Source organism: Caballeronia sp. NK8 (assembly GCF_018408855.1).
Classification (GTDB): Bacteria; Pseudomonadota; Gammaproteobacteria; order Burkholderiales; family Burkholderiaceae; genus Caballeronia.
Genome location: NZ_AP024324.1, coordinates 532,545 through 548,674 on the forward strand (window position 1 = coordinate 532,545; position 16,130 = coordinate 548,674).

At 62.4% G+C, this 16,130-nt stretch carries 15 protein-coding genes and 1 pseudogene; 8 read left to right on the forward strand and 8 right to left on the reverse strand.

Annotated features, from left to right (window positions below):
• Nucleotides 1–59 precede the first annotated feature (59 nt).
• A complete protein-coding gene (locus NK8_RS43715) occupies nucleotides 60–1,493 on the forward strand; it encodes an alpha/beta fold hydrolase (protein ID WP_367657792.1) in 1,434 nt (477 codons plus the stop codon).
• Between the two features lie 53 nt (nucleotides 1,494–1,546).
• Here NK8_RS43715 and benC read toward each other — a convergent pair.
• The 3 genes and pseudogenes from benC to NK8_RS24120 form a co-directional block, all read right to left on the reverse strand.
• Nucleotides 1,547–2,752 (reverse strand): annotated as a pseudogene (benC, locus tag NK8_RS24110) (benzoate 1,2-dioxygenase electron transfer component BenC); the annotation flags it as partial.
• Nucleotides 2,753–2,870: 118 nt separating this feature from the next.
• Entirely contained in the window at nucleotides 2,871–3,509 is a 639-nt protein-coding gene (locus tag NK8_RS24115; protein ID WP_213230615.1) for an isochorismatase family protein, read from the reverse strand.
• 46 nt (nucleotides 3,510–3,555) lie between these two features.
• The gene (locus NK8_RS24120; protein ID WP_213230617.1) at nucleotides 3,556–4,446 is read right to left on the reverse strand and encodes a LysR family transcriptional regulator; all 891 of its coding nucleotides are present in this window, start codon (nucleotides 4,444–4,446) and stop codon (nucleotides 3,556–3,558) included.
• A 254-nt stretch (nucleotides 4,447–4,700) separates the two neighbouring features.
• Here NK8_RS24120 and NK8_RS24125 point away from each other — a divergent pair, with 254 nt between their 5' ends.
• The 3 genes from NK8_RS24125 (at nucleotide 4,701) to NK8_RS24135 (ending at nucleotide 6,991) form a co-directional block, all read left to right on the forward strand.
• Nucleotides 4,701–5,009, forward strand: a complete 309-nt coding sequence (locus NK8_RS24125; RefSeq protein ID WP_213230619.1) for a non-heme iron oxygenase ferredoxin subunit — start codon at nucleotides 4,701–4,703, stop codon at nucleotides 5,007–5,009.
• A gap of 213 nt (nucleotides 5,010–5,222) precedes the next feature.
• Entirely contained in the window at nucleotides 5,223–6,509 is a 1,287-nt protein-coding gene (locus tag NK8_RS24130; RefSeq protein WP_213230621.1) for an aromatic ring-hydroxylating dioxygenase subunit alpha, read from the forward strand.
• A complete protein-coding gene (locus NK8_RS24135) occupies nucleotides 6,506–6,991 on the forward strand; it encodes an aromatic-ring-hydroxylating dioxygenase subunit beta (RefSeq protein WP_213230622.1) in 486 nt (161 codons plus the stop codon). The genes NK8_RS24130 and NK8_RS24135 overlap by 4 nt, the downstream gene beginning before the upstream one ends.
• A gap of 39 nt (nucleotides 6,992–7,030) precedes the next feature.
• On the opposite strand, the gene NK8_RS24140 is transcribed toward NK8_RS24135, so the two are convergent.
• The 5 genes from NK8_RS24140 to NK8_RS24160 form a co-directional block, all read right to left on the reverse strand.
• The gene (locus NK8_RS24140) at nucleotides 7,031–8,002 is read right to left on the reverse strand and encodes a porin (protein WP_301549888.1); all 972 of its coding nucleotides are present in this window, start codon (nucleotides 8,000–8,002) and stop codon (nucleotides 7,031–7,033) included.
• Nucleotides 8,003–8,215: 213 nt separating this feature from the next.
• Nucleotides 8,216–9,262 (reverse strand): porin, encoded by a 1,047-nt coding sequence (locus tag NK8_RS24145; RefSeq protein ID WP_213230624.1) that lies wholly within the window; start codon nucleotides 9,260–9,262, stop codon nucleotides 8,216–8,218.
• 73 nt (nucleotides 9,263–9,335) lie between these two features.
• A complete protein-coding gene (locus NK8_RS24150) occupies nucleotides 9,336–10,727 on the reverse strand; it encodes a uracil-xanthine permease family protein (RefSeq protein WP_213230625.1) in 1,392 nt (463 codons plus the stop codon).
• Nucleotides 10,728–10,737: 10 nt separating this feature from the next.
• Nucleotides 10,738–12,036 carry an MFS transporter gene (locus NK8_RS24155; RefSeq protein WP_213230626.1) on the reverse strand — a complete coding sequence of 433 codons (1,299 nt, stop codon included), beginning with the start codon at nucleotides 12,034–12,036 and terminating at the stop codon, nucleotides 10,738–10,740.
• A 264-nt stretch (nucleotides 12,037–12,300) separates the two neighbouring features.
• The gene (locus tag NK8_RS24160) at nucleotides 12,301–13,119 is read right to left on the reverse strand and encodes a GntR family transcriptional regulator (RefSeq protein WP_225936410.1); all 819 of its coding nucleotides are present in this window, start codon (nucleotides 13,117–13,119) and stop codon (nucleotides 12,301–12,303) included.
• A gap of 18 nt (nucleotides 13,120–13,137) precedes the next feature.
• On the opposite strand from NK8_RS24160, the gene NK8_RS24165 reads away from it, so the two are divergent.
• From NK8_RS24165 to NK8_RS24180, 4 genes are all read left to right on the forward strand, one after another.
• Nucleotides 13,138–13,533: a carboxymuconolactone decarboxylase family protein gene (locus tag NK8_RS24165; protein WP_162068578.1), complete on the forward strand. Its 396-nt coding sequence runs from the start codon at nucleotides 13,138–13,140 to the stop codon at nucleotides 13,531–13,533.
• Nucleotides 13,534–13,592: 59 nt separating this feature from the next.
• Complete coding sequence (locus tag NK8_RS24170) at nucleotides 13,593–14,396, forward strand: alpha/beta fold hydrolase (RefSeq protein WP_213230630.1); 804 nt, start codon at nucleotides 13,593–13,595, stop codon at nucleotides 14,394–14,396.
• Nucleotides 14,397–14,483: 87 nt separating this feature from the next.
• Nucleotides 14,484–15,200: an SRPBCC family protein gene (locus NK8_RS24175; RefSeq protein WP_213230631.1), complete on the forward strand. Its 717-nt coding sequence runs from the start codon at nucleotides 14,484–14,486 to the stop codon at nucleotides 15,198–15,200.
• 30 nt (nucleotides 15,201–15,230) lie between these two features.
• On the forward strand, nucleotides 15,231–16,118 hold the full coding sequence (locus NK8_RS24180; protein ID WP_213230633.1) for a xanthine dehydrogenase family protein subunit M: 888 nt from the start codon (nucleotides 15,231–15,233) through the stop codon (nucleotides 16,116–16,118).
• The last annotated feature ends 12 nt before the right edge of the window (nucleotides 16,119–16,130 follow it).

Genomic DNA, 16,130 nt, shown 5'->3' on the forward strand with positions numbered 1-16,130 from the left:
GCGGCCCGGTTCGCCGCGCAATGCACTCACCTCGATTTCACGCCAAACTGGAGCTTGTCATGTCTGCCACGCCCACGTATCAAACTGTCTCTGTTGCTGATCGTCGCACGGGATCGACCATCGATGTGTTCTATCGCGATGCCGGACACAAGGACGCTCCCGTTGTCCTTCTGCTGCACGGCTTTCCGACTTCGAGCCATCAGTATCGCGGGCTCATCGCCCGGCTCGCCGACAAATATCGTGTAGTGGCCCCCGACCTGCCCGGCTTCGGCCTCTCCGATGCACCCGATGCCAACACCTTTGCCTATACCTTCGACCATCTGGCCGAAGTGGTCGAAAGCTTCACCGACACGATCGGGCTGAATCGCTACGCACTTTATGTGTTCGACTACGGCGCCCCGGTTGGCTTTCGACTGGCTGCGTCGCGGCCGGAACGCGTGAGCGCGCTGATTTCACAGAACGGCAATGCCTACGAGGAAGGTCTCAGTGATGCCTGGAATCCGATTCGCGCCTACTGGGAAGCGGCAACGGACGAGAATCGCAACAACCTCCGCGCGTTCCTGAAGTCCGAGACGACGTCATTCCAGTACACGCACGGGGAGTCGGATACGTCGCTGATCGCTCCAGAGTCCTACACGCTCGACCAGCACTTCCTCGATCGGCCGGGCAACGCGGACATTCAACTCGATCTGTTCCGCGACTACAGATCGAACGTAGCGGCGTATCCGCGCTTCCACGAATATTTCCGTACCCATCGTCCACCGATGCTGGCTGTCTGGGGCAAGAACGATCCTTTCTTTCTGCCCGCCGGCGCTGAAGCCTTCCGGGGCGATCTTCCGGATGCCGAAGTTCACTTCGTCGATGCAGGTCACTTCCCGCTGGAATCGCATCTCGACGAAGTCGCGGCGATCATCCGGGCATTTCTGGCCCGCACCGTGGATTCAGCGCAAGGCGCGGCGCTGTTCGGAGAACTTGGAGAAGCATCGGCACCTGTTGACGCGAAAGAATTGCTCGACGTCATGCGCGGGGTATTCGGCTTCGTGCCTAACCTGGGTTACGCGCTTGCGGCCGAACCGTCGGTGCTTGGAGCCTATATCGCGATGCTTCAGTCGCTCGGGGCAAGTTCGCTCGACCCCATCGCACAGCAAGTTGCAATGGTTTCCGCAAGCCGCGCAAACTCAGCGGATTACGGCATTGCCGTGCATGCAACTCTCGCGGCCAGACTGGGCGCATCGGCGGACGTCGTCCAGGCAATGCGGAGCGGGAGCACGATTCAGGATCAAAGGCTGGAAGCGGTGCGTCGTTTCGCTGCCGCAATCGCGACGAACCGGACGCAGGTATCGGACAGCGACGTCAATGCCCTGAAAGCCGCGGGATTCGATCACCGCGCGATGGTGGCCATAGCACTGGCTGCCGCAGCAAAGACACTCGTGAACACTGTTGCTGTCGCGGCCAGAAATCGACCCCGCTTTCCGCGCCGATTGATCCGATGACAAGCGCGGCCATCACCGTGATGGCTGCGCTTGCTGCTTTCGTATACTTACGCTCGCGGAACATCGGTAAAGCGCTGGCCGCACACGCACGGCGCGGTCGCCTCGGCGAGCTGGCGGAACATGATCAATTGCTCGCTCGACAGCCGGCCCATCGTCAGCTGAGCGGCGCCCAGTTCGAGCGCCATGCGCAGGTCGAAGGCTTCATCGACATCGACAGGCGCGATGCGCTCCTCGCCGGTCTGAACCACCAGGCCCGTGCCGACGAGCTTCTCGTAGTAGAAGTTGCGCGGCGTCAGCCCTTCGGACGACAGATGACTGCGCACCGCATCGACCATCGGCGGCGGGCCGCAGAGGTAGACATCGGCATCGCCGCCGTTGAGCTGGGACGCGCTGATGTGGTGGGTCACATAGCCCTTGTTGGGATGGCGGCTGTCGGCGCTCGCGACGGTGCAGGCATAGGTGAAGTTCGGCAGGCGCTGCGCATAGGTTTCGAGCCGGTCGATGCCAACCAGATCTTCGTCACTGTTCACGCCAAGGATCATGTGGATCGGATACGGGCTGCCGCCCTCCTCGACGATCTTGTCCAGCATGGAGAGAAACGGCGCGAGGCCCGTGCCACCTGCCAGGAACAGCACCGGCCGCTCGATGGGGCGCAGATAGAAGCTTCCCATCGGGCCGCGAAACTCGACTGAGTCCCCGACTTTGGCGTTTTCGCAAAGCCAGCTCGACATCGCGCCTTGACGCACATTGCGCACAAGAAAGGACACGTGCGGCTCGGACGGTCCCGAGCTGAAGGAGTAGGACCGTGTCTGATCGGTGCCGGGCACCCGAATGTTGACATACTGCCCAGGAAGAAAGCCAAGATCTGCGCGGTTTTCGAGTTCGACCGAGAAGGCGATGGTGGACTCCGACGCCCTTCGGCAGGCAACAATTCGCCCCTTGTGCGACGAAGGACCGGTGCCCGAGACATCCGAGTTCGTGGCGATGTGGATCACGCAGTCGGAACGCGGACTCATCTGGCAAGTGAGAACCTTGCGGGCGCTCGCCTCCTCCGGGCTGAGCGCGTCTTCCACACAGTCGCCCAGAACGTACTCGCCGGATTCGCAAACCGCCTTGCAGGTGCCGCACACACCATCACGGCAATCGAGCGGAATATTTATCCTGGCGCGAATGGCGGCATCGGTGATGCGCTCGCCCTCTTCGCACTCGATGAAGCGGGTCGCTCCGTCCTCAAAACGAAGGGTTATCTGATGAACCATGATGGCGGTGTCTCCTCTGTATCGATGGGTTTCGATGCCAATTTAGAGGTTGAACCGCGTTTCCATCAACGGACAGAGATGACGTTATCCCGGACAAAACGTGCATTGTGCTGCATGCTTACTGCGGAAACCGGATCATGCCCGACCGGCTCAGCGTGACGTTCTTGCTCACGCTCGCCGGCGCATTGGCGAGAACCCATGCGGCCGACAATTCACCGAACGGGTCCTTGCTCGACATGCCGTCGGTCGCCACTACCACCTTGAACCCACGCAGCGCGGCCTCGCTCGCCGTGTACAGCACCGCGCCGTGCGCCATCGTGCCCGTGATGATCACCGTCTCGATGCCTCTCGACTTCAGCGCCGCTTCGAGATCCGTCTTGAAGAACTTGTCCACGCCCGACTGCACGACCGTCTCGCCCCCGGTGGCCGCCACCGCCGGCGGCACCGCCGCCAGCGTGCCTGTGCTCGTCAGGCTGTAGACGATCATCAGATTCGAATGCCGCGACTGGTTCAGCAGGTTTTGTACGGAGGGCAGTGATGCCGCACAAGTCGGGCGTTCGTTCTCGTTGCATGTGCTGGTGTCGAAATCGAGCAGCAATAACGCCGTGTGTGCGGGGTCCGTCACGGTGAATGTTTTCAATGGCGGCGGTGAAGGCATCTGCACCGAGTTCCAGGAGGCGATGATGTCCGCGTGCGCGATGACATGGAAGGAGCAAGCCAGCGCCAGGACGCACAGCGGTTTCCAAACGGTACGCATAGGTCTCTCCGAGAGGGATTCCGTCAGTTGAGTGGATGCCAACGCACTATGCAACGCGCTGCGCCAGTGCGTCGAATAGCTTGTGGACTGGCGCGGCCAGCGTCGCTTGCGGGCGGGAGACGAGCTTCAGCTCACGGCTCGACCATTGCTCGTCGAGATCGACCACGGAAAACGGCAACGTGTCGCGCAGCCGGCGCGTCGTCGACTCCGGCACGATCGATACACCGACACCCGCCGCCACCATGTGGCACACCGCCTCGAAGCTTTCGACCTGCGTTCGCAACTGAATGCTCTGGCCAAGGAGCAGCGCAGTCTTCGAAACGTACTGTTGATGAGACGAGCGCTCGTTCAACCCGATGTAATTCCACTCGAGCACCTGATGGAACCGAATCGCACGCTCATGGGCAAGCGAATGATGTTCGGGCACGATGACGACGAACCGGTCACCGCGAAACGGTGTGACGGCGAGCTCACGCGTATTCACCAGCCCGACGATGATGCCGAGATCCGCGCTGCCCTCGTCGACCGCGCGCACGGTCTCGGGGCTCGTATGTTCCTGCACGTCGACGTTGATGGTGGGGTTGTCCGCGAGAAATCGCGCAAGCAGCGAAGGCAGGAATTCGTGGATCGCATTGGTGTTGGCATAGAGCTGGATATTGCCTCGCATACCTTCGCCGAATTGCGAGAGCTCGTGACGCAGCTTCGTCGTTTCCCGCAGGATCGAGATCGTATGTTGCAGGAACACTTCCCCCGCCGAGGTCAGCTCGACGCCCCGGCTGTGACGCAGCAAGAGTGCTGCCGAGACAGATTCCTCCAGTGCGCGGATGCGCGAACTCGCCGCCGCAACCGCCATTGGCAGACTCTCGGCCGCTTTGGTGATATTCCCGCATGCGGCGACTGCCGCGAATAGTCTCAGGTCGGTGAGATCGAAGCGCATGGTGTCTCCATCACAGTGCGGACCCGTATCGGGGCGACGTTACCACATGATGTCGAATCGTCCCGATCCGGCCGAGGCACTTTCAGCGTTCGCGAACGGCGAACGCTCCATCAACGAAATAGCAACGCGGGCCAGAATCATCTCCCGCAAAATACGGATCAATCAAAGGCGATGTGGCAGGACAGAGCGCACCGGTCCTGAAAGGAATGTTACCGATATCGCCGCTTCATACCCATCTCAAGGCGACAATTCTGATGACGTGGAAACCGTTGGCACATGTTGCCGATGTTTCGTCCGGCAACGTGAAAGCGTGCCGGGTCGATAACATTCCCATCGCACTGTACAACCTCGACGGCGAGTTCTTTGCCACGCACGATACATGCACGCATGCTCACGCGTGCCTGTCGGATGGTTATCTCGAAGACGGCAAGATCGAATGTCCGATGCATCAGGGCGTATTCGACGTGCGTACGGGAAAAGCGCTATCGGGTCCGGTCGATGTCGATATCAGGACATTCGCTGTACGGATCGATGGCGATGAGGTTCAGGTCGATGTCGAATGATCTTTCCTTGAGCCTTCGATCATGCGGACGCGCGCACCGGATGACGACATGACCGGGCGTACCGTTATCGTCGGTGCGGGTCAGGCCGGCGCGAGGACCGCCGCAGCCTTGCGCCGGCTGGACCGGCGCATCGCCTGCGCCGAAATCGCCGACGTGGGACGACCGCTTCCCAGTCAGGCGCGCGCTCAAACCTAGACCTTATGGAGACGAAACATGGAAACCGAAATCAAATGGTCGAAACGCGATACGGCCGCTCACGCCGCCAGCCATAGCCCTGCGCACGACTATGTGTGGCCTGAGCAGGGCTGCTCGCGCATTCCGTTCTGGGTCTATACCGACGAGGAAATCTATCGACGCGAACAGGAGCGGATCTTTCGCGGACCGAACTGGAGCTACGTCGCGCTCGAATGCGAGATTCCAAATCCCGGCGACTTCAAACGTAGTTTCGTCGGCGATCTGCCAATCGTCGTCGTCCGCGACACCGACGGCAGCGTCAATGCATTCAGCAACAGTTGCGCACATCGGGGCGTGGCGTTCTGCCAGAGCGAGCATGGCAATGCGAAGTCCTTCACGTGCCCCTATCACCACTGGAGCTACGACCTGAAGGGCAATGTCACGGGTCTGCCCTTTCGCCGCGGCTACAAGGGCAAGGGAGGCATGCCCGCCGACTTCGATCTGAAGCAGCATCGCGCGCAGCCGCTCGCGGTGAGCGTGCGAAACGGGGCGATCTTCGCGTCGTTCGACGCGAGCGTCGAGTCATTCGAAGCGTATCTCGGTCCGAAGCTCTTGACGTATTTCGACCGTGTGTTCGACGGACGCAAGCTCGAACTGCTCGGCTACATGCGCCAGCGGATCGACGGCAACTGGAAATTCATGTTCGAGAACCTGAAGGACCCGTATCACGCGAGCCTGCTGCACGTCTTCTTCGTGACCTTCGGTCTCTTTCGAATGGACGCGGAATCGGCAATCGAAATGGATGAGACCGGACGCCACGGCGCGATGATCAACCGGCGCGGAGGAAAACTCGACGAGGTGGCCGCGCACGAAATGCGGCAGACGCTTCGCAGCGACATGCAGCTCAAGGATACGCGCGTGCTCGATCTGATCCGCGAATATCCGGGCGACGTCACCGCGGTGATGTGCACGATCTGGCCGAACCTGATCATCCAGCAACAATCGAACACGCTCGCGATGCGCCATCTGGTGCCTCGCGGACCGGGCAGCCATGATCTGCACTGGACATTCTTCGGCTACGCGGACGATACGCCGGAGATGCGCGCACACCGGATCAGGCAGGCAAACCTGATGGGGCCTGCGGGCTTCGTTTCGGTCGACGACAGCGAAGTCATGGTGATGTCCCAGGAGGGCGTGACGCCCTACAACGACCGCGCCGGCGTGGCGGAGATGGCCGGGCGCACGGTCGAGGATCACGACCATACGATCACCGAAGTGGCCGTGCGCGGTCTCTACCAACACTACCGCAAGGTGATGGGATTATGAGTACACCGACTGCCATTTCTGCGGACGTTCGCTTTGGCATCATGGATCTTTACGCCGAATACACTGCGGCGCTCGACGAGGGCCGCTACCAGGATTGGGCCGATTGCTTCAGCATCGATGCGGAGTATCGGCTGACGACGAAGGAAAACCATGAGCGAGGGCTGCCGATCGCCATCATCTATTGCGACGGCAAGGGCATGATCGACGACCGGGCTTTCACGACATCGGAGACGACCATTTCGCAGCCGCGCGCGTTACGGCATATCGTCAGCGGCATCAAGGTGAGTGCGTATGGCGACGGCTACCGCGTCCGCGCCGATTTCCTGATCCTGCAGACGATGCTGGACCGCATGACTGAAATCGTGATGTCGGGCTGTTATATCGACCGTGTCGGAGTCGATGCAGGCCGCTTTCTGTTCGAAAGCCGTGTCTGCGTAACGGATACGCTGCTCTATCCGACTTCCGTCGTGGCGCCGGTCTGACTGGAAACATGTGCCCTCTCATCGAGGGCACAGCCGCGCTTAGAACCAGTGGTTCATACCGAACGAGACGCCCGTCTGCTTTTCATGCAAGGACGGATTCAGCGTCGCATTGGTCACGTAGCCTCCCGTGAAATGCGTGTAGTCGATATCCGCATAAAGCAAGGTGCGCTTCGAGAGTGCATAGGTGACGCCCAGAATCGCGACGCCCTTTCTTCCGTCCACGCCGTTCGTCGTATTCTTGTTGTCATAGTACGCGCCCGTGACGTTGAAGAACGGCGTCGCGTGATAGCGCACCCCGCCCCACATGTACTGATTGCGCGTCCGCCCTGCCATGTTCGAAGGAACCGCCTGCATCACGAGCGAGTAACCGCCCATCATTTCGACGGGACCGAGCGTGACGCCTCCGCCCGCGGTGTATTGATCGTTGCCGAAATACGCGCTCGACGTGGACGGAACCGGAACCGAACGGCGCGTATAGCCCGCGCCGAAATTGAAGCCACCCGGGTGATAGTTGAAGCCGGCCGCGATCATGGAGCCGCTGGCGAGACTACCCGGCACGCCGCCCGGCGCGTAATCCGCGCGGGCCGTCCACGGACCGAAGTCGCCGTGATAGTACATGGCGTTGTCGTCGCGTCCGCTGGTGCCGCCCGATATCGCCGCGGCCTCCGTCACCTGGAGGTAGTCCAGATCGAACGGCTCGAACTCCTTGATCAGCCTGTGCTGCAGTGTGAACTGATGGCCCATGTCGACTCTGCCGAACGGTCCTCCGAATCCGAGCGTCGAATTGCGCTGGAAGATCTGATTGGTAGTACTACTGTTTGCACCCGTCGCAAGAACGTAGCCTGCCTCCAGGTTCAAGCGAACGTAGTATCCGCCGCCGAGGTCTTCGGTGCCGAGAAACCCCCAGCGATTCGATTTGTACACGCCGTTCGATGCCATCGTCAGCGCCGCGCCGCCTGCCTTGGTGCCGTTCACGAGATTGCGCAGACCGCCATCCAGCGATCCATACAACGAGACGCTGCTTTGCCCGTGAGCGGCGCCGGATGAAAGCCCCACCAGCGTCAGTGCGGCCAGCGATCGTTTTATTCCTGTCCTGCGCACGACGCGCCTTACTCCTCCAGTTCTATCCATATCTCCTCCATTGATAAATTTCATTTTGTGCGGCGGGACGCGCGATGTTCTGCACACCCGCTCTATCCTTCTTGGATTCCGGACAACCGCCGATCAGAATTGCGTGCGAATGCCGCCACCGATCGTCTCGCCGGTGGACTCGTGGCTCGCGCGGTCGGATAGCACCGCCGCGTACAGGTCGGTTCGCTTCGACAGCGGATACAGGTACGACAGCGCCCAGGTGTTGCGATACACCGAGCTATTGCCGGAACTCTTCGAGTAGGCATCCGAGCCGAGAATCCGGCCGATACCTACCGGGATCGAAAAACCGAGCTGGCCGGTATCGATGCCCACATCGCCCGTCGAGATGGCATCCCAGACGTGCTGATACTGTCCGTATAGCTTCACGAAGCCCACGTCGTACGACGCGCCCGCGTTGACCACCGATTGCGTCTTCAGTCCTGGCAGCACGGTGTCGAGATCGCCGGCATTCAGGCTGAACTTGATCTGCTGATACACGACGGACGTCGCGAAGCCGCCGTTGCTGTAGGAAACCTGACCGGTCCACTTGTTCTGGCCGAGATGACCCGGATCGTTGCCGAACGAATACATCGCGCGACCGACAAAACCGCCGATCGCCGGTGTCGAGTAGTACACCGAGTTCCACCACTCGCCTGCGTTGCCGAACACGCCCTGCCCGTTCACGCCGACATAGCTGTGCAGCACCATCGGGGAGAACACGAAGGAGTTGAAGAACGGATTGAAGGTGATCGTCGAAAACCACAGCAGCGGGGGAATCAGGCCCGCCGTCGCGGTGCCGTAGCGCCCGGTCGCGCCGACCCACGCATTGCGCGAGAACAGGCCGTCCTGCGGAAAGCCGGTGCGGCCCATCGCGCCGTTCTGAACGTTGAAATAGCCCTCGAGATCGAAGATGACTTTCGTGCCGCCGCCGATGTCCTCGGCGCCGCGCATCCCGAAGTACGATGCGGTCAGGCCGCCGTTGCCCGCCAGCACGTTCGATTGTCCGTTCAGCGGTTTCTTGTAGGCGACGAACGCGTCGATGAGCCCATAAAGCTGCACGCTCGACTGCGCATGGGCCGCTACGCTGAGCAGCGCGGCACTCAAAGCCATCGCCTGCATGCCGCTTTTTATTATTTTCACTCCGTCTCCTTTTTAGCTGATTTGTAGTGCTAATCAGGTATTTCGAGCAACTAGCTACGTTGTCTACGCGGCCTCAGTGCTGCGTACGAGTCGTCGCAGTCGCTGGCGTTAAAGACGCTTCCCGCGTCGAGCACAGCAACGCGTGCAGGACAACGAGCGTGAGCCCGCCCGAGATGACCGGTTGCTGAAGCACGAGCTGAAGCATCAGCGGCATGGCGCGCATGACGTCCGGCGAAACGAACAGGCCGCCCAGACCGATCAGGAACGAGAGCCCCGTCGCGATGAGCCGGCGGTCGTCCCACTCGACCTGCGCGAGCATGTGCACGCCATGCATGAAGACCACGCCGAACAGCAGCGTCGCGGCAGCGGAGATCACGGGAATCGGCACCACGACGAGCAACATGTCGAATTTCACGCAGCCGCCCAGCACGATCAGGAAGATGCCTGCAGTGAGTGTGACGAAGCGCGAGCCGACGCGCGTCGCACGCAGAATGCCGATATTGTCCGGATAGGCGATCGTGCCGAAGCCGCCCCACATCGCCGCGACGACCGAACCGAGCGCGACTCCGAAGAGTCCTTCGGACATTCTTCCCGGTGTCAGCGTTTCGCCGCCCCAGTCCGCGACCGTCTGATAAAGCGCCATCGATCCCATACCGGCGGGAATCAGCACGAGCAGAAACACGGCGACGAGATCAGGACGCACGCCGAAACCGAACGGAAAGATGTGCGGCAGGACGACCAAGGGTGCGGCGGCCACCGCTGCGAACGAAATCGGCTGGAACAGCGTATAGGCGAGCGTGCCGAGCGCGAGGCCGAGCAGGATCGAGATCCGGCGAACCCAGCGGCCGCCCTTCAGCATGGCGAAGACGATGCCGGATACCGCAACCGCGCCCGCGAACAGATTCACGCCGGGAAAGCCGGGGCTCGCGCGATTGCCGATCCACGTGGGCAGCGCGACGCTTGCGATCTGCACCATGATCAGCATCACGATCATGCCGGAGATGAGCGGCACCCGCAGATGCCGGGCGAACAACCCGGCCACGCTGCGCCCGCGGATCGGCACCGTGAGCGCGCACCAGATCAGCGAAGCGGCGAAGAACGAACCGAACGCGGTGCCGAGTCCGCCCGCCTGCATATGCCCGACGGCCAGCAGCGCACCGAAGCTGCCCGCGTATGGACCTTGGGCAATCGGCAGCCGCAGCAGGAAGATCGACTGCAGGATCGTGATGATTCCGCACGCCATGAAAGTCATGCCGTAGAGGTACGCGATCTGCGCGTCGGGGAGTTGGAAAGCGCGGCCGAGAATGCCGGGAAATACGAACATCCCCGTCATGCCGAAGACGTTCTGCAAACCGAGCACGGCCAGTTGCGAAAGCGGCAGGCGCTCGTTGATGCCGACATCGAAGACGCGCGCGGTGGTGTCATCGGATGCGCCGTTTCGGCTCGAGGCGCCTGACTTCGACATATCTGTTCCGTTAGTCATCGAGCGGTACGCCCTTCGTTTCGGGACCGAGCCAGATCGACACCATCCCGACGATGAACAGCAGCGAGACCGCCGCCGACGCCGCCGGGAACGAGCCGAACTTCGCGACCACGACGTTGCCCGCGAGCGGGCCGATGCTGGTCAGCGCGCGCGCCATGTTCCAGCAGAAGCCCTGGCCGGTTGCGCGCACGCGGGTGGGAAAGAGCTCCGGCAAATAGGCGGCGAAGGTGCCGAACGCGCCGATCACGAAGTACCCGTACAAAGGCATGAGCCACAGCACGCCGCCGATGTCATGCACGGTCATGAACAGCACGAGCGAAATGGCGAGCGAGCCGACCGAGAAGATGAAGTAGGACATCCGCCGGCCGAGTGCATCGAGCATCCAGATGAGCGTCAGGTAGCCGAGCGTCGCGCCGATCATCATCAGGATGAACGCGTAACTCACCGTCGAGCCGACGTCGCGGTGATCCGAGGCCATGACCGACAACTGATGAATCCAGCTCGGAAGAAAAGTGAGCCCGCCCCAGCAGCCGAGCATGGCCGCCGACGCGACGAGCACGCCAACGATCGTCTTGCGGCGCAGCCCCGGCGCGAAGATCGCGGCGAAAGTTCGCATCGCCGGTTCGGCGTCGACGCTCGCGCGCACTTTCACCCAGCGCTGCGGTTCGGGCACGAAGAAGCGGATGAGAATCGTGACGAGCGCGGGTGCGGCGCCCATGCCGAGCACCCAGCGCCAGCCGAGACTGCCAAGCAGCAGGTTATCCAGCGCGGCGGCAAGAAATCCGAACGCGAACGCCATCTGCATGATCTGCATCGCACGGGCGCGATACCGCTCCGGCCAGGATTCCGCGACGAGCGCGGCGCCCGCCGCCCATTCGCCGCCGATGCCGAAGCCGGCCATCGCCTGCGCGACCGCGAGCTGAGTCCAGGTTTGCGAAAACGCGCTCAACAGCGTGAAAGTGGCATAGATCAGGATCGTCCAGGCCATGACGCGCGAACGGCCGAGCCGGTCGGCGGCCACGCCGAACAGCACGCCGCCGATGCCCCACGTGAGCAGCTTGCCCGCGATGATGTAACTGCCGATCTTGCTGATCTCTGCCGCGTCGGTGGTGTGCATCAACTGGCTCACGCTCGGCACGAGCACGAGCGTGAAGAGGTTCAGGTCCATCGAATCGAACATCCAGCCGAGGAACGCGGAAATCAGCGTCAGCCACTGATAGCGCGACAGCCTGAACTTCGGCGCCGCTGCCGATGCCGCCACCCCCTCGCCTATCTCCTGCGAAGTGTCCATTCCTGCTGTCTCCTGGTCTTCTGCCGTTTTTTACGGCTGGACGCGCCAATGCAGCTTTATCGGCGCACGCCGATCACTTGCCGGGAGTATATGCCGTAATACAATGTTATTGCAATACAGAATATTGCCAGTTTGGTCGATGCGAAGACGAAGCCAAGGACGCCCGGGTGGACGGGAAAAGGAAAATGTGGAGTGGGCAGGAAGTGCTGCCGCCCCGATTTGCGACGAACGTCGCAGATCGGGGCGGCGGGAGAACAGGCAGAGTCAGTTGATGTCTGCGAGGACTTCGACGGCGAGCCGCTCCGCTTGCTGAACATGCCGCTTGCAGGCGGCCGCGGCCTGATCGGCATCATTTCGCATAACCGCGTCGACGATCGCTGAAATTTCGCTGTAGCTCTCGTCGAGCCGTCCTTCCTGCGAAAGCGTCGTGGCGCGCAGCATCATCACGCGCGTGTGCACGAGACGAAGCATTTCGGTCAGCACCGGGTTGCCGGCGCCTTCGAGAATCACATCGTAGAACTTGGCTTTCTGCTTTAAAAACAACAAGATGGAATCATCTGCGCGCATGTCGCGGATCGCGGCCAGTTCCTTCAGCGCCTGCATCAGCGCGACACGCTGGTCGTTCGACGCCCGTTCGGTGAACTGATGCCCGGCCAGCGCCTCCAGCGCCGCGCGCACCTCGTACAGGCCCTTCGCCTCGTTTTTCGTGATGACCGCGACGATCGGACCCTTGTGCGGAATCGTTTGCACTAGCCCTTCGGCGACGAGCTGACTGAGCGCTTCGCGAATCAGCGTGCGGCTCACGCCCAGCATCTCGCACAGCTCGCGCTCGATGAGCCGGTCGCCCGGCTTGAAAGTCAGGTCGCTGATGCATGAGCGCAGCCCCTCGATCACCTGCTGCCGCAACGTCGCCGCCGGCCGCACTACTTGTCTGTTCGTGTTCATTCCTTCCTTGACCGACGTTTGCGTATCTGACATTCGAACCCCTCTCTCATCAAAGGTCGTAATACAATCATATTGACACGGCTTTAGCGCGTGTTCATACTGTGTGTGATTATACAATCGTACAACCGTCCAAACCACTGCACTCAAGAGGTTTTCATGCAAGACATCACGTCATCTGAACGCAGGGCTATCGGGGCAACGATCCGCAAGGAAGTGCTCGGCACGGCGCACACGCAGCGCAACGCCGAGCCTCACCTGTTCGACGCCGTCTTTCTCGAGTTCACCGAGGACTTCTGCTGGGGCAACGTCTGGAACCGACCCGGCCTCACGCGTTCGACGCGCAGCATGCTGAACCTTGCGATGCTCGCCTCGCTCGGGCGCTGGCACGAGTTCGAAGTGCATACGCGCGGTGCGGTGAACAACGGCGTGACGGAAGAGGAAATCGCCGAAGTGCTGCTGCAGGCGGGCGTGTACGCGGGCATTCCGGTGGCGGCGGAAGCGCTGCGGCGCGCCAAGGCCGTGATTCTGGAACTCAAGGCCAAGGCCGCCTGAGCCGACTCGCGCGTCCAATGTATGACGCGCGTGACTTCCCCGCTTTCCCCGCAAACGTCATGTCACTGTTAACACAGCCAAGTTACTGCGAAATTCCTGCCGGCCGTATCGCCTACTCGCGCTGCGGGACGGGTCGGCCGCTGGTGCTGCTTCATCCGATTGGCGTCGACCGAAGCTGGTGGGACGAATATGTCGACTCCTGGGCTTCGTCTTACGACGTGATAGCAATCGACATGCGCGGTCATGGCGAATCGAGCACGCTCAAGTCAGGCATCACGCTCGCCGACCACGCCGCCGATGTCGCCGCGGTGCTGCACAAGGAGCGCGTCGCCGGCGCCGTGCTGATCGGCGTGTCGATGGGCGGAATGGTCGCCCAGCGCGTGGCGATCCAGTTTCCCGAACTCGTCGGCGCGATGATCCTCTGCGCGACCGCCGGCGGTTTCCCCGACGACGTGCGTCCGCGCATTCGCGCCCGCGGCGATACGAGCCGTCAGGGCGCGATGCCGGAAGTCATCGACGAAACCATCGCGCGCTGGTTCGCGACGGATACGCCGCGCCTGGATCTCGTCGCGAAGTGCCGCGCGCGCCTCGCCGCCGATGACTGGTACAGCTGGAGCGCCAACTGGGAGGCGATTTCCCGGCTCGACAACCTCGCTGAATTGCGCGCCGTGCCCCAGCCGGCGCTCGTCGTGGCGGGCGACGCCGACGCGAGCATTCCTCCCGCGGTATCGCAAAAAATCGCCGACGCGCTGCCGGCAGGCCGTTTCGTCACGATTCCCGGCGCGGCGCATTTCGGCGCGTTCGACATGCGCGAGACCATCGCACCGGTGTTCAACGCGTTCCTGACGAGCCTCGCGCAGTAAGACCCGAGTCCGCGCGCGGCGCGGCTCAGAATCAACCAAATAAGTGGAGCGGACGCCCGCATGCGTCGATCGCTCCGAGGAGGCAGTATGGCAATCACCATCCGTTCGTCGTTCACCGTCGATGCGCAGCCCGCCGACGTCTGGAAGACCATGACCGACATCGAGCGCTCCGCGCCGTGTTTTCCAGGCGCGGAACTGAAAGAGCAGCAGCCCGATGGCAGCTACAAGGGCGGCTTCACCGTCAAGCTCGGCCCGCTGACGCTCAAGTTCGCTGGCAAATTCAAGATCGCCGATCAGAACGACGCCAACCGCACGGTCGTCGTCTCGGCGAGCGGCACCGATACCAAAGGCCGTGGCGGCGCCGATGCGCAAATCAACGCGGCCGTCGCCGAAGCCGGCGGCAAGACGAAAGTCGATGTCGTGTCGGAGGTGAATCTGTCGGGCACGGTCGCGCAGTATGGTCGAGGCGCGGGGATGATCGAAGCGCTCTCGCAGCAGTTGCTGAACCAGTTCGCGAAGAATCTGACCGCGCTCATCGAGGCGGACGCGGCTCACGATGCGCAAACGACGCACACGCTCGTCAGCGCCGACGTCCCGAACGACGCCGCGACCTCCGCTACGCCGCAAAACGCGCAGGCCGCGCGTGAGACCGCCGCGCCGGTGCCGCCCGCCGAACCGCGCCGCGCGCCGCCCGCCCCTGCGCCGGTCGCGCCGCTCGACGCGGGCGCGCTGATGCGCAAGGCGATGTGGCAGTCGATCCGAAACTTCTTCGCCCGGCTTTTCAGACCCGGGCAACAGCATTGACGAAGCGGCCGACGCACCCGTGGAGCACCCATGAAACCCAGTGAATTCCAGTATCACGCGCCGACCACCGTCGACGAGGCCGCGCATCTGCTCGGCACGCTCGAGGACGCGCGCGTGCTCGCCGGCGGCCAGTCATTGATGCCGATGATGAACTTCCGGTATCTGATGACGAGTCATCTGATCGACCTGAACGGCGTCGAGGCACTAACGCGCATCGAGGAACGCGATGGCCGCCTGCACATCGGCGCGATGGCGCGGCAGCGCGACATCGAACTGTCGCCGCTCGTCACGCAGCGCGCGCCGCTGATCCGCGAGGCGTATCAACTCGTCAGCCACAAGCAGATCCGCAATCGCGGCACGCTCGGCGGCAGCCTGTGCCAGCTCGATCCATCGTCGGAACAGCCGTGCTTCACCGCCGCGCTCGACGGCGTGCTGAGCATCGCGCGCTACGAAGACGGCGCGGTCACGCACCGCGAACTGCCGATGTCCGACTGGGCGCTGATGTACATGACGCCCGCGCTCGAAGAAGGCGAACTGCTCGCCGGCATCTCGCTCGAGATCTGGCCCGAGGGCCACGGCTATGCATTCGAGGAGTTCGCGCGGCGTCATGGCGATTACGCCATCGTCGGCGTCGCGGCGCTGTGCACCGCCGACGCGCAAGGGCGGCTCGACCGAGTCGCGCTGACGATCTGCGGCGTGGCGCCCGGCCCGGTGCGCATGCACGACGTCGAAACCGCGCTGCACGGCCGTCCGATGGACCAAGACGCGCTGCGCATCGCGAGCGACGCCGCGCGCGCGCTCGACGTGATGACCGACGCGCACGTGAGCACCGACTACCGCCAGCATCTCGCCGGCGTCCTGAGCGAAAGAGCGCTGAAGCGGGCGTTCTCGCGCGTTGCAAGACAAAACGTACAGTGAGCAAGGAGATGG